General features: G+C 73.4%; 11 protein-coding genes. 7 read left to right on the top strand and 4 right to left on the bottom strand.

Annotated features, from left to right (window positions below; all coding sequences use genetic code 11):
- Positions 1-3 precede the first annotated feature (3 nt).
- The 3 genes from HHX40_RS30395 to HHX40_RS30385 form a co-directional block, all read right to left on the bottom strand.
- Complete coding sequence (locus HHX40_RS30395; RefSeq protein WP_182883328.1) at positions 4-1,362, bottom strand: MFS transporter; 1,359 nt, start codon at positions 1,360-1,362, stop codon at positions 4-6.
- 4 nt (positions 1,363-1,366) lie between these two features.
- The gene (locus HHX40_RS30390; RefSeq protein ID WP_117410527.1) at positions 1,367-2,227 is read right to left on the bottom strand and encodes an alkaline phosphatase family protein; all 861 of its coding nucleotides are present in this window, start codon (positions 2,225-2,227) and stop codon (positions 1,367-1,369) included.
- A gap of 166 nt (positions 2,228-2,393) precedes the next feature.
- Positions 2,394-3,521, bottom strand: a complete 1,128-nt coding sequence (locus tag HHX40_RS30385; protein WP_182883327.1) for a glycoside hydrolase family 26 protein — start codon at positions 3,519-3,521, stop codon at positions 2,394-2,396.
- A 295-nt stretch (positions 3,522-3,816) separates the two neighbouring features.
- Between HHX40_RS30385 and HHX40_RS30380 the strand changes: the two genes are divergently transcribed.
- From HHX40_RS30380 to HHX40_RS30350, 7 genes are all read left to right on the top strand, one after another.
- Entirely contained in the window at positions 3,817-5,148 is a 1,332-nt protein-coding gene (locus tag HHX40_RS30380) for a Wzz/FepE/Etk N-terminal domain-containing protein (RefSeq protein ID WP_182883326.1), read from the top strand.
- Positions 5,145-6,719, top strand: a complete 1,575-nt coding sequence (locus HHX40_RS30375) for a hypothetical protein (protein WP_259404043.1) — start codon at positions 5,145-5,147, stop codon at positions 6,717-6,719. The genes HHX40_RS30380 and HHX40_RS30375 overlap by 4 nt, the downstream gene beginning before the upstream one ends.
- Positions 6,716-7,759 carry a hypothetical protein gene (locus HHX40_RS30370; protein WP_182883325.1) on the top strand — a complete coding sequence of 348 codons (1,044 nt, stop codon included), beginning with the start codon at positions 6,716-6,718 and terminating at the stop codon, positions 7,757-7,759. The genes HHX40_RS30375 and HHX40_RS30370 overlap by 4 nt, the downstream gene beginning before the upstream one ends.
- Before the next feature lie 67 nt (positions 7,760-7,826).
- On the top strand, positions 7,827-8,684 hold the full coding sequence (locus HHX40_RS30365) for a sulfotransferase domain-containing protein (RefSeq protein WP_182883324.1): 858 nt from the start codon (positions 7,827-7,829) through the stop codon (positions 8,682-8,684).
- Positions 8,672-10,192: a lipopolysaccharide biosynthesis protein gene (locus HHX40_RS30360; RefSeq protein WP_182883323.1), complete on the top strand. Its 1,521-nt coding sequence runs from the start codon at positions 8,672-8,674 to the stop codon at positions 10,190-10,192. Before HHX40_RS30365 ends, HHX40_RS30360 begins: the two co-directional genes overlap by 13 nt.
- Entirely contained in the window at positions 10,189-11,103 is a 915-nt protein-coding gene (locus tag HHX40_RS30355) for a sulfotransferase (protein WP_182883322.1), read from the top strand. The genes HHX40_RS30360 and HHX40_RS30355 overlap by 4 nt, the downstream gene beginning before the upstream one ends.
- A 165-nt stretch (positions 11,104-11,268) precedes the next feature.
- Positions 11,269-12,558 carry a hypothetical protein gene (locus HHX40_RS30350; RefSeq protein ID WP_182883321.1) on the top strand — a complete coding sequence of 430 codons (1,290 nt, stop codon included), beginning with the start codon at positions 11,269-11,271 and terminating at the stop codon, positions 12,556-12,558.
- Here the strand turns inward: HHX40_RS30350 and HHX40_RS30345 are convergent.
- Positions 12,548-12,913, bottom strand: coding sequence for a hypothetical protein (locus HHX40_RS30345; RefSeq protein ID WP_117409256.1), 366 nt, complete (start codon positions 12,911-12,913; stop codon positions 12,548-12,550). The two genes, HHX40_RS30350 and HHX40_RS30345, sit on opposite strands and share 11 nt — an antisense overlap.
- Positions 12,914-12,928 lie beyond the last annotated feature (15 nt).

Below are 12,928 nucleotides of genomic sequence, written 5' to 3'. Positions count from 1 at the left end.
TGCTCAGGCTGTCCGCTGCGCGGAGGGGTGCGCCGACGAGCGCAGGGCGGCGATCGCGGCGGGGGTGGAGATCGCCAGCCCCGCCGCCGCGACGGCCAGCGCCGGGCCGTCCCCCCAGGCCGTCCAGGCGGCGCCGAAGGCGATCGAGCAGGCGAACCGGGCGAGGGCCTGGCCGGTGCCCACCAGGGCCAGCCCTCTCGCCCGCATCGCCTCCGGCACGAGGCCGGTCACCGCGGCCGCCAGCACGCCGTCGGTCGCCGCGTAGAAGGCGCCGTGCAGGACGAGCACCGCCACCACCGCCGGCAGCGGCCCGCCGGGGGCCGCCAGCACGAGCCCGTGCGCACCGAGCAGCGCCAGGTGCCCGAGCAGGAACAACCGCCGCCGCCCGATCCGGTCGGCGACCACGCCGGCGGGCACTGCCAGCAGCAGGAAGGCGGCCGCGGTCCCGAGCGGCAGCAGGGGGAACCACTGCGCGGGCACCTCGAACCTGCGCTGCAGCAGCAGGTAGACGAAGGAGTCGCTCACCGTGGTCAGCCCCAGCAGCACCGCGCACGCCGCAAGCCGCCGTACGCCGGGCATCCGCAGGAGCGCGGTCACCCGGAGCGGACCGGAGGACGCCCCGCTCCCGTGAGCGTCGGCGGTGTGGGCGGCGCTCGTAGTGTGGGCGGCACGCGTGGTGTGGGCGTCGGCGGCGAAGGTGCCGGCGGCGGCGCTGACGTTCGCGTCGGCACGGGCGGGACGGCCGGGGACGAAGAGCACCAGCACCACCACGCCCAGCGCGGCGACGCAGGAACTGACCGTGAACACGGCGTCGTAGCCCTCCGCCGCCACTCCGAGCACCAGGAACGCCAGGACGGGCCCGCAGAGGGCTCCGGTGGTGTCCATCGCCCGGTGCACGCCGAACGCGCGCCCCCGGCGCTCCGGCGGGGTGGCCAGGGAGATGAGGGCGTCCCGGGGCGCGGTGCGCAGGCCCTTGCCCGTGCGGTCGAGGGCCAGCACCGCGCCGATCACCGGCAGGGTGTGGGCGACCAGCAGCAGCGGCTTGCACAGCGCCGACAGTCCGTAGCCGGCCACGGCGACCGCCTTGTGCCGCCCGCCCCCGCCGTCGGCGAGATGGCCTCCGGCCAGCCTCACCAGGGCGCCGACCCCGTTGTAGACGCCGTCCAGCACGCCGAAGCCGAGCGGGGACAGCCCCAGTCCCGAGACGAGGTAGAGCGGCAGCACGGCGGTGACCATCTCCGCCGACACGTCCGTGATCAGGCTCACCGCGCCCAGGGCCAGCACGGTTCCCGGAACCGCGGCCCACCGCCGTCCCCGGTGCTCGACGGCGGCGGGCGCGCCGCGACTGTCCGCGAGATACACGCGGTCAGTTCCAGACGCCGGAGACGGCAGACGCCGACGCCGCGTTGCCCGCGTGGGCGGTGCCGTACATGTCCTCGATGGTGCGCAGCAGGTTGTAGTGGTTGTAGGTGGTCCCGGAGGACGATCCCGCCCGCACCGGCTGCCCGTACAGCACGGTGGCGATGCGGTTGCCGCTCAGCCGGTTGTCCTCGTCGAAGGTGACCACGAGCAGGCTGTTGTGGGTCTTGGCCCAGGTCGCGTACGCGCCGAGTTTGTTCTTCAGCCAGGTGTCACCGGTGGACACCGAGCAGTCGTGCATGTCGCTGCACAGGTTCGGGACGACGAACGACACGGTCGGCAGCTTGGTGAAGTCGGTGGGGAACTGGGCGAACGTGTACGCGGTGGACGTCGGCACGTTGGAGAACCCGAACCAGGGGTTGTGCTTGCGCGCGTAGTTTCCGCTGCTGCACGTGGTCGAGCCCTGGCTGGGCAGCGTCTCGTTGTAGCTGGCCCAGCTCCTGCCCGCCGCGATCAGTTCCGACGCCAGGTTGGGCTTGGAGCTGAAGCCGGGGGTGTAGCAGGAGTCGTCGGTGATGCCCTGCGTCGACCCGGAGAACATGGCGAAGTAGTTGGGCTGGCTGGGGTGGGTCTCGGCGTAGAACGCGGTCAGGTTGGCCCCGCCGCTCTTCAGCGAGTTGATGTACGGCGCGCTGGAGCTGCCGATGATCTGGGAGTAGGCGTGGTTCTCGAAGACCACGACCACCGTGTGGTCGGGCGTCGGCAACGTGGCCGCCTGGGCGCTGAGGCCTCCGGCGGCCCACAGGCCCAGGGAGGCGGCGGACAGCGTGAGGGCGGCGGCGAGAGCGGTGATCCGGCGGGACGGCATGGCTGTCCTCCACAGGGGGGTGTCTGCGACCAGCTCAGGCTAGGAACGCGTCGTGACGCGGACCGCACGCCCGACGTGAAGATCGGCCGAACGGTGAGTGAAGACCCTGTCGCCCGATCCCGGCGCCTCGCGGGGGAGCGCCGCCGCGGCCGGTGAAGCGGGCGGGTCAGGAGGCCGGCACCGGCGTGGAGGTGAAGCGGCGGTCCCGGCCGAGCTCGGCGAACGCCCGGGTGGCGCCGGGCGTGGTGTCGAACCGGGTGTCCCCCCGGGGCGCCAGCGGCGAGTCGAAGTAGACCAGCGCCTTGATCTGGGGATAGTTCCCGATCTGGTGGGCGACGGAGTCGAAGAAGTCGCGCTTGAAGTGGGGCGCGTCCGGCCGCTCGAACGCGCCCCACTCGGCGACCATGATCGGCTTCGCCGGGAACCTGGCCTGCATCCACCGGTAGAACCCCGGCCAGCCCGGCACGTCGGGACGGGTCTTGTCGACCAGCGCGGCGAAGTCGCCCACCCGGCCGTCGGCGTAGGGGTCGAACGCCACCCAGTCGACCACGTCGTCACCCGGGTAGAGCCGGCCGAACCACGGCCTGGCCGCCCAGTTGGGCGCGCCCATGTAGGTCATCACGGTCACCGCGTTGCGCACGCCCCGCTCCCGCAGACGGGTCACGACGTGGCGGAACATGGCGGTGTAGTCGGCCGCCGAGTATCCCCCGCCCTCGCGTACGTCGTTCTCCGGCTCGTGGTGGATCGTGAGGAAGAACCGGCCGGGGAAGGTGCGCCTGACGTGGTCGGCGAGCCGGTCGATCCGCCCGTCCACGTCGCCGCGGGCGACCTCCGCCCAGGTGTGGTCGAGCGCGGGCTTCCAGTTGACCAGCAGCAGCCGGGGTCCCTTCGCCACCTCCCGCTCCTCGGTGGTCGGGAAGAGCTCGCCGCCCCGGTGGTAGACGTGCACGATGTCGGCCCTGCGGCCCATCCGCCTCTCGGCGAGCTCGATCGCCCGGACCGGGCCGCGCCCGGAGAAGACGTCGGGCGCTATCCCCCACCACGCCCCGCACGTCGGGATCAGCTTGTCCGTGACCGCGCAGGCGGCCTGCGTCCGCGCGGCTCCGTTCCCCGGCTTGCCCGGCCCCACGATGCCGCCCAAGCCGGCGTCGTCTCCCGGCCCGCGGCTGTCTCCCGGAGCCGTGTGGTCTCCCGGTCCCGCGCCCCCTGTGGTGGTGCCGCCCGTCGCGGTGCCCCCGCAGGCGGCCAGGCACGCCCCCGCCACCAGTACGCCCATGCCGGCGATCCGTCTCATCGCGCCCCCTGTCCCCGCAATGGATGGGTGAACACCATCCCACCGATTCCCCGGATTCCGAGGCCGTTTTCTCGATCTCACATGCACCGAAATAGCGGGTTTTAAGTAGCTAATTGGCGGTCATTGCCCTGAGGAAATTCAGCAATAGCCGGGGGCGAAATCCCGCCGCCGCCTATAGTTCGAAATCGGGTCACGCCGGAGGGCCGCCGGGACCGCGGACGCGCCCGTCTCCGACGGCGTGCCGCCGCTGTGCCGCGACCGCGGCGGGGTGACGAACGAGCGCACGGAGATCTCCATGAGCCTGCCGCCGCACAGCCGGGACATCGGGGAGTACGGTTCGGTGCTCTGGCGCAGGCGGCTGGTCGTGACCGCCTGCCTGCTGGCCGGAGTGGGCGGCGGGGCCGCGGCGCTGGCGGCGACCCCCGCGCGCTACACGGCGGTCGCCCAGGTGCAGGTGCTGCCGACCGGCGTACAGGAACAACTCAACACACCGAGCACCCGGCAACGCGAACCACTCAATCTCGACACCGAATCACAGGTCGCTAGATCGGCGGTCGTATCCGCCCTTGCCGCCAGAACTCTGAAATATCAGGATCCGGAGGAATTACGGGAACACGTCATGGTGGACGTGCCACCCAATTCCGCCATTCTCTCCATTTCCTACACGGCGTACGATCCCGGGGCCGCGGCGGCGGGCGCCCAGGCGTACGCGGAGGCGTACCTGCGCAATCGCGCCCGTTCCGCCGAGGACGCGCTCGCCGCCCAGCTCAAGCTCATCTCCGCGCGACTGCGCCAGGTCGAGGACGACCTGGACGAGGCCGCCGGAACCACTCAGGCTGCCGCGCAGACCGGGCAGACCACGCGTACGACTGGGCAGGCTGATCCCACGGCCCGGCTGGGAGCGGCCCGGCGGCAGGCCGTGCTGGCCCGCCAGGTGTCGGATCTCACCCTGCGCTACGACGCGCTCAGGACGGTCGCGGTCACGCCGGGCACGGTGATCAGTCCGGCCCGGCCGCCCGCGCGGGCCGGCAGTCCCAGCCCTCCGCTCTATCTGGGCAGCGGCCTGTTCCTCGGGATACTCGCGGGGGCGGGCGCCGCCTTCGCCCGCGACCACACGGACCGGCGACTGCGCACCTGTGCGGACGTCGAGCGGATGTGCGGCCTGCCCCTGCTCGCCGAACTGCCGGTCAGACCCGATCCGGAGATCCTCGGCGAGATGGCCGCCACCGTCGCCACGTCTCTCGGTGGCGGACCGCACCGGCTGCTCGTCGAGGGCGTCGGGACCGACACCGGACCTCGGCGGGACGGCGGCAGGGCCAGGCGGGCGGGGACCGACAGCGGGGCCAGGCGGGCCGGGGCGGACGGCGCCGCCAGGCAGCTCGCCAGGGGACTCGGCGCCGCGCTCGCCCACCTCGTGCCGGTGGCGGTCGTGACCGGCCGCGCCGCCCACCCGGACGCCGCCCTGCTTCTCGTCGGTCTCAGGCGGACGACCTCCACCGAGGTCACCCGGGTCGTACGGCAGCTCGGGCGGCAGGGAGCGCGGGTCCTCGGCGTGGTCACCGTGCCTCAGGGATTCACCCCGCCTGTTCCCGAGCCCGTCACGGAGCCCACGAGGTGGAGCGCTTGACGTCACCGACGCCACACGCCGCCTTCCCCGGCCGCATCGATCCCCCGCCGTACGCCGCGTCTCCCGGCCCGGACGCTCCCCCTCCGTACGGCTTGGGCGGGAGCGGGCGGCTACCCGCGGCCCGGCCCGCGCACGCGAAGCGCCTGGAGGCCGCGGACGCCCCGCCACCCGCACCGGAACATGAACCGGCGCTTGGCAGGCACCGCGTGCCGATGAGCGGACCGGCGACAGGACCGGCGACAGGACCGGCGACAGGACCAGGGCGGGCGTCCGCGGCGGCGTGGCCGATCGGGGCGCTCCTTCTGGGCTACCCGCTCTGGTGGGCGCTCGGCCTGGGAGCCCTGTCGGTGGTGGTGCTGGCCGTGCCGATGGCGGTGGTGCTGTGGCGCAGGCGGCCGATAAGGGTGCCGAAGGGGTTCGGCCTGTGGGCGCTGCTGCTCGTGGGCTACCTCGTCAGCGCGCTGACGCTCGCCGAGACCCCGGACGGCACCTACGGCGAGCTCGGCACCGGCCGGGTCATCGGCTACCTGATGCGGCTCGCGGTCTACGTCGCACTCCTGATCATGGTGCTCTACCTGGGCAACCTGAGCGTGGCGGAGCTGCCGCAGCGCACGCTGGTGAGGTGGCTCGGCGCGCTGTTCCTGACTGCCGTCGCGGGCGGCCTGCTCGGCGTCCTCGTCCCGCGCTTCGAGTTCACCTCGCCACTGGAGATGGCGCTGCCGTCGTGGCTCGGCGGCAACCCGTTCGTCGCCAACCTGATCCATCCGACGGCGGCCCAGGTGCAGCACGTGCTCGGGCACGCCTCGCCGCGCCCGGAGGCGCCGTTCGAGTGGGCCAACGCCTGGGGCAGCGACGTCTCGGTGCTGGTGATCTGGTTCGTGGTGGGCTGGTGGACCTACGGCGGGCCGTACCGGCGGGCGGCGGCCGTGCTGCTGCTCGCCGTCGCGGCGGTCCCGGTCGTCTACTCGCTGAACCGGGGCCTGTGGATCGGGCTCGGCGTCTCGGCGGCGTACCTGGCCGTCCGGGGCGGACGCCCCCTCCTCGCAGGCCTGGTCGCGGCCGTCGCCGGGGTCGCGTTCCTGCTGTCGCCGCTGAGCGGGATCGTCGCCCAGCGCCTGGACAATCCACAGAGCAACGGCATCCGGGCCTTCACGGTCGCGACCACGGTCCGGGTCGCGACCTCGTCCCCGGTCATCGGCTACGGCAACACCCGCACCGCGTACGGCAGTCACCGCACGGCCACGACGGGCCGCAGCGCGTGGTGCCCCGACTGCGGCCATCCCCCGCTCGGGAGCGACGGGCACCTGTGGCTGCTGCTCATCAGCCAGGGCTTCACGGGGGCGCTGCTGTACGTCGCCTTCTTCGCCGGAGCGGTGCGGCGCTACTGGGCCGACCGGTCGCCCATCGGCAAGGCGGGGACGCTCGTGATGATCCTCGTGCTGCTCTACATGGTCGTCTACGACGGGCTGGTGAGCGCCCTGACCCTCTACCTGATCTCCTTCGCCCTCCTCTGGCGCAACGGAGCCACGACGGCCACCGGTGCGTTCCCCGGCGATCGGCGGCGGCCATGAGGGACGCGACCATCCGGCTCCGCTACCTCGACGAGGTGCTGGAAGCGCTGTTCCCGCCCGCCGGGGAAGACTTCCCGCCCGCCGGGGTGACAGCGCGCACCGTGCTGCCGCACCGCCTCGTCCCCCGGCGGGTCGTCCCCCGCGCCTGGTGGCACGCGGCGCTGGGCCGCGGCCTGCGGACCGGCGGGGCGTCCGGCACGATCGAGACACACCTGAGCGAGGTCCTCGCCCGTCGCGTGCGCGTCGTCGTCCACGTCAGGCCCGCCCGCCGGGCCAACCGCAAGCCGGTCCTGGAGGCGTACGACGCCTCCGGGCTCGTGGCGTTCGTGAAGATCGGCGACTCCGAGCGAGCGCGCGAACTGGTGCGGCACGAGGGCGAGGTGCTGCGCGGGCTCGCCGACCGGCCGCTCAAGGTCGTCGTGCCGCCCACGGTGCTGCATCAGGGTGTGTGGCGAGGTCTGGAGGTGCTGGCGCTGTCGCCCCTGCCCGTCCCCTCCCGCCCCGTCAACTCTCGCCCCGTCACCTCTGGCAGAGTGCCCGCCGGCCTGCTCGCCTCGGCCGTCCAGGAGATCGCCGCCCTCGGCCCCCGTACCAGCCTGGCCGCAGGCGGCCCCACACCCATGCGTCACGACGGCCCGCCCGGTGACCTGCACGCCGGCCCGTACGCGGACCGCGGCCGGACGGCGGCGTGGCACGGGGACTTCACTCCGTGGAACACGGCGGCGGGCGCGGACGGACGGCTGCTCGTGTGGGACTGGGAGCGGTTCGCCGTCGGCGTGCCCGTGGGCTTCGACGCGCTGCACCACTTCTTCCACCGGGCGCTGCGCCGGATGTCTCCCCCGGTCGCCGCCCGCGCCTGCCTGGCCCAGGCGGGCCGGATCCTGGAGCCGTTCGGCGCCGACGCCACCGCGGCGCGTCGCACGGCGGCCCACTACCTGATCACCCTCGCCGAGCGGCACCGCCGCGACGGCCACGAGCCGCTCGGGTCCCCCGCCCTCTGGCTCAACCCCGTCATCGACCACCTGGAGTGCCTCCTGTGAAACCTGTCGGACGCGCCCGATCGCGCGGGAAAGCCTCATCCGTCCCGGGACGACGGAAGGGGCGACCATGACGTCGGTACTGAAGCGCTCGGCCCACGCGGTCTCGTTCGCCGCCGGACGGCTCACCACGGAGGCGCGGGTGCTCCCCTCGTTCCTCATCGCCGGGGCGCAGCGGTGCGGCACGACGTCGCTCTACCGCGCGCTGTCACGCCACCCGCTCGTCATGAAGCCGGTGCTGCGCAAGGGCGTCCACTACTTCGACATGGCCTACGACCGGGGCCTGCCCTGGTATCGCGCCCACTTCCCGCTGGTGACCACGGCCAGGGCGCTGGGCCGCAGGCACGGCGGCCGCGTTCAGGCCTTTGAATCCACCCCCTACTACCTCTTCCATCCCCTCGCGGGCGCCCGGATCGCCGCCGACCTGCCCGGCGTCAAGCTGATCGTCCTGGTCCGGGACCCGGTCGAGCGGGCCTGCTCCGCCCACGCCCACGAGCTGGCGCGGGGCTTCGAGACCGAGCCGAGCTTCGAGCGCGCCGTCGAGCTCGAACCGCTCCGCCTCGCAGGGGAGGTCGAACGGCTGCGCGACGTGCCCGGCTACGTGAGCGCCGCCCACCGGCACCACGCCTATCTCGCCCGTGGCCGGTACGCCGAGCAACTGGCCCAGCTGGAGCCCCTCCTGGGCCGCGACCGGATCCTCGTGCTCGACAGCGGGCGGATGTTCGACGATCCGGCCTCCGCGTACGACCGGGTGCTGGAGTTCCTGGACCTGCCCCGGATCGGCGGCGTGGAGTTCGCGCGGCACAACGCCCGCCCGCGTACGGGCGTCGTGCCCGAGTCGGTGCGCCGCCGCCTGCACGAGCACTTCGAGCCGTGGGACGCCCTGCTCGTCCGCTGGCTGGGAGCCGACCCGTCATGGCGACGCTGACCGGGGAGGCGAACCGCTGGCTGTTCCGCCTGGGCCGGCTCCGCCGGGAGCTGTTCCGGCATGGGCTCGCGCGGCACGGCGCCGCCGGTCTGGCCGCCGCCGCGACGGCCGCGATCGGGCAGTTCGCGATCGTGCTGGTGGTGACGCGGACGCTCGAACCCCGCGCCGCCGGCGCGTTCTTCACGGCCACCACGGCGTGCCTGATGCTCGCGGGCGTCGTACGCCTCGACACCGGCAACGGCCTCGTCCACGCCCTCGCCGGGAGCGGCACGAGGCAGGCGCGGAACGCCGGGTCGCCGGGACCGGAGCGGAGAGTCCTGGCAGGAGCACCGCGTCGACGGACACCACCTCCAGCAGCGTCGCCGGGGTCGGCGCGGGGGGCGTCGGCAGGCGCACCGCATCGACGGATGTCTCCGGCAGCGTCGGCGGGATCGCTGCGGGGGGTCCTGGCTCCGGTGGCGGCGCTGGCGTGCGTGGCCGCGGCCGGGGTCTGGCTGGCGGCCGGTCCGCTGGCCGGGCTGACCGGCGTGTCCCCCGGCGTCTGGACGGTGCTGGCCGCCGCCCTGCCGTTCGTGGTCCTGTCGGACGTGCTGGTGTGCGCCACCCGCGGCCTCGGCACGATGCGGCCCACCCTGCTGATCTTCGGGGCCGTCCAGCCGCTCGGCCAGCTCGCCCTCGTCACCGCGGCCGTCCTCGCCGGGGCTCCACCAGCGGCGCTGGCGGCGGCCTGGGCACTGCCCTCCGTGGCCTGCGCGGTGCTCGCCGCCGCCCGGCTGCGCGCCCTCAGGCCGTACGACGTGGGAGACGTGCGCGCCTTCTGGCGGCACACCGCGCCCCGGTCGGTGGCGGCGGCGGTGCAGTCGGTGTTCCAGCGGCTCGACGTGGTGGTCGTCGCGCTGCTCGCCGGGCCGGCCGCAGCGGCCGTCTACACCGCCGCGACCCGCTTCAAGGTGGTGGGACAGCTCGCCGGGCAGGGGCTCGCCCAGGCCGCGCAGGCCCGCCTGGTCAGGGCCCTGGCGGAGGGCGACCTCGGCACCGCCGGGAGGGTGTACCGGACCACGACGAGATGGCTGGTCGGGCTGACGTGGCCGCTCTGGCTGGGGTACGCGGCGCTCGCGCCGTGGGCGCTGTCGCTGTTCGGGCCCGCGTACGCGGGAGGTGTCGCGATCGCGCTCGTCCTGTCGGCCACGATGATGGTCGCCACGGCCTGCGGGATGGTCGACGTCGTGCTCGTGGCGGCCGGGCGTACGACGGCCAGCCTGGCGAACGTGTCCGCCGCAGTGGCTGTGACGATCGTCCTCGACGTGCTGCTGGTCCCCGCGTACGGCGCGCTGGGAGCCGCGCTGGGCTGGTCGGGCGGGGTGCTGGTGAAGAACCTGCTGCCCGCCGTACAGGTCTCCCGCCGCTACGGCCTGCGCCCCTTCGGCGTGGGCCGCCTCACCGACAGGCCCCTCGCGGCCGGTTGCCTGGCGGGGAACACGCGCGGCGCCGGGAGGGCGGCGTCGTGACAACACCGGCTGGGCCTCCTGTGCTGGTCACGGGCCTGCCGCGCAGCGGCACGAGCTGGGTGGGCCGGATGCTCACGGCGAGCGGCCGCCTGGTCTACGTCAACGAGCCGCTGAACCCGCAGCGCCCGCCCGGCCGCTCCCCCGGCGTGCTCGACGCGTCCGTCACGCACCGGTTCCAGTACATCTGCCCGGACGACGAGACGCCCTGGCTGCGGGCGTTCTCCCGTACGGTCGCGCTGCGCTACGGCTGGCGGGCGGAACTGCGCCGCAACCACCGGCCCGGCGACCTCGCCAGAATGGCCAAATACGGCACCGCCTTCGCCCTCGGCCGGCTGCTCGCCCGGCGGGCGCTGCTGGACGACCCGTTCGCGCTGCTGTCCACCGAATGGTTCGCGAGCCGCCTCGGCTGCCGGGTGGTCGTCGTGGTCCGCGACCCCGTGTCGTTCGCCGGAAGCTGGCAACGGCTCGGCTGGTCGGTGGACGTCCGCGAGCTGCTGAGCCAGCCGCTCCTGGTCCGCGACCATCCGTACGTCGCTGAGCTGGAGTCCGTCGTCGGCGGTCAGGACGTGATCACGGGGGCGGCCACGCTGTGGCGGGTCGCCCACCAGGTCGTCCGCACGGTGGCCAGCCGTACCGGCGGCATCAGGGTCGTGCGCTACGAGGACCTGTGCGCGGCACCGCTCGACGGCTTCCGCGACCTGTACGCCTGGTGCGGCCTGCCCTGGACCGGTCGCGCCGCTCGCCGCATCGCGGCCGCCTGCACGTCCCGCCGGGCTCCGGCCCGGTCCGCGTTCACCTGGACCGGCCTGTCCCGCACGGCCTACCGCCCGATGGACTCCCGCCGAGCCCTCGCCTCGCCTTCCCTCCCCACCGAGGACGCCGTCCGCGTACGGGCCCTGACCGACGTGTGATGCCCGGCGTGTTCCAGAGACGCGACCTTTACCGACACGATCCTGTATCCACCGCGACGCCTCCTTGCTTTGTACTGTCTGCAGACAGGCCGACCCGCGTGGGGTGGGCCGCTCCTCCCACAGGTCCCGCTACCTGCCTGATCCGCTCACCGTGAGGACCACCTCATGACCGAAGAAGCGGCACCCCCCGTTGTCGAACCCGTCGCGTCCGCCACGGCGCCCGCCACTGTGGCCGACCCTGCGGCCGGCCCTGTGGAGGACGAGAGGCTCTACCTCGCGGAGGTGTTCGGCCTGGCGAAGAAGCTGGACGGCACCTGGCCGCTCTTTGCCCGGAGCCTGGATCCCGCCACCGACCCCGCACGCCTGCGCGGCCGCTACCGGTCGGCGGCGGTGTCCACCGCCCGCTGGTCGATCCGACGGAGAAACGTCGATGGGTATGTGTCTCTGCTCGCCTTGCTACTGATGTTCGCCGTGGCCTGCACCGTCCTGGTGACGGTCTTCTCCGTCGACTCCTGGCAGGAGCTCAGACGGGCCGCCGGCGGCCTCGTGGTCTTCTTCGTGATCGCCTGGTGGTCAGAGAACCGCCGGCATCGCCCGCTCTTCCGCCTCATCGATTCGCTGGTCTCCGTCGTGGGATTGGGTTGCTTCCCGGTCGCCCTGTACGGCCGCTACGCGAGCGGCCCCGCATGGGCCGTCGGCCTGGCGGGCGAGTGGTGGATGCCGATCGTCCAGAGCATCGGCGTCTTCTGCGTGGGCCTGGTCCTCGCGTGGGCTCCGGTCCAAGGGGCGATGCGGCTGTGGGACCGCGAGTCCCCCACCTTTCCCACCGAGCCCCTCTTCGAGCACCTGACGACCATCCTCACCCGTATGGAACCCGACCACCGCGGCCGGCTCCCGCCCAAGGCCCGTCAGGAGATCCTCACCCTGCTGGCCAAGGTCGCCGTCCTCCTGCGGGCAGGGATCCCGGCCGCCGCCCGTGGTGGAACCTCTCTGACCAGGGCCGTCGTCAGGGCCCGTGCGATCGAGGCTTCGAAAGCGGTCGTCGACCTCCAGCTCTGGATCGCGCTGCCGTCCCCGACCGCCTACGACGACTTCCGCACCCAAATCGCCGACCTGACCCGCACCATCCTCACGGGCGAATACGACCGGCTCCCCACTCGCGAGACCACCCCCGAGGCCACGCGCCGCACCTGGCACGCCCGTGCCGTGGAGACCACCCGAACCCTGATCATCGCCCTGGTCCCCCTCGCCGTTCTTCTCGCCGTCCACCGGCTGGGCCTCACGCTCCCGTCTCCTTTCGACGACGGCGCCTTGATCGCCGCCCTCGCGTGGGCCGTCGTCCTCCTCCTGGGTCTCCTCGATCCGAACTTCCCCACTCATCTGGCCGCCGTCCGCGATCTGACCTCCCTCAACCCGTTCACGGAGAAGAACCCGGGCAGACGGCTCAGCCCGTGACCGGTGGTGGTGCTGGTGCCTCCTGCGAGCGGGTGCGTCTGTCGAGGTCCTGGACCCACTTGACCGCGACCGCGGCGACCTGGATCAGCTCATCGCGCAGGCGGTCTGCGTCGTCCTCGGCGAACGCTTCGAGCACCTCCTCGTGCAGGATGTGCCGCCAGGTCAGCCGGCCTTCGGCCGCGGCGTCGGTCACGGCGCGCTTGGCGAGGTCGGCCTCGGGCCCGTACCCGGGCCCGGTGCCGTCGGCGTGGTCCTGTACTCCCCACATCGCATCCTGGGCGGCCCGTTCGGCTGCCACGTCGCTCAGCACTCGGTTCAGCGACCCAGGCAGGCCGTAGTCGCCGGGTTGTGTCATGGTGCCGGTGTCCTT

Source organism: Microbispora sp. H10949, from assembly GCF_014161435.1.
GTDB lineage: Bacteria > Actinomycetota > Actinomycetes > Streptosporangiales > Streptosporangiaceae > Microbispora > Microbispora triticiradicis.
Note: the sequence above shows the minus strand (reverse complement) of the source record. Positions and strands in the feature narration are given on the sequence as shown.

Excerpts from the sequence above, each read along its gene's own strand:
- HHX40_RS30370 (WP_182883325.1), top strand. The coding sequence starts at position 6,716 with ATGAGGGACGCGACCATCCGGCTCCGCTACCTCGACGAGGTGCTGGAA.
- HHX40_RS30350 (WP_182883321.1), top strand. The coding sequence starts at position 11,269 with ATGACCGAAGAAGCGGCACCCCCCGTTGTCGAACCCGTCGCGTCCGCC.
- HHX40_RS30365 (WP_182883324.1), top strand. The coding sequence starts at position 7,827 with ATGACGTCGGTACTGAAGCGCTCGGCCCACGCGGTCTCGTTCGCCGCC.
- HHX40_RS30385 (WP_182883327.1), bottom strand. The coding sequence starts at position 3,521 with ATGAGACGGATCGCCGGCATGGGCGTACTGGTGGCGGGGGCGTGCCTG.
- HHX40_RS30380 (WP_182883326.1), top strand. The coding sequence starts at position 3,817 with ATGAGCCTGCCGCCGCACAGCCGGGACATCGGGGAGTACGGTTCGGTG.
- HHX40_RS30360 (WP_182883323.1), top strand. The coding sequence starts at position 8,672 with ATGGCGACGCTGACCGGGGAGGCGAACCGCTGGCTGTTCCGCCTGGGC.
- HHX40_RS30345 (WP_117409256.1), bottom strand. The coding sequence starts at position 12,913 with ATGACACAACCCGGCGACTACGGCCTGCCTGGGTCGCTGAACCGAGTG.
- HHX40_RS30390 (WP_117410527.1), bottom strand. The coding sequence starts at position 2,227 with ATGCCGTCCCGCCGGATCACCGCTCTCGCCGCCGCCCTCACGCTGTCC.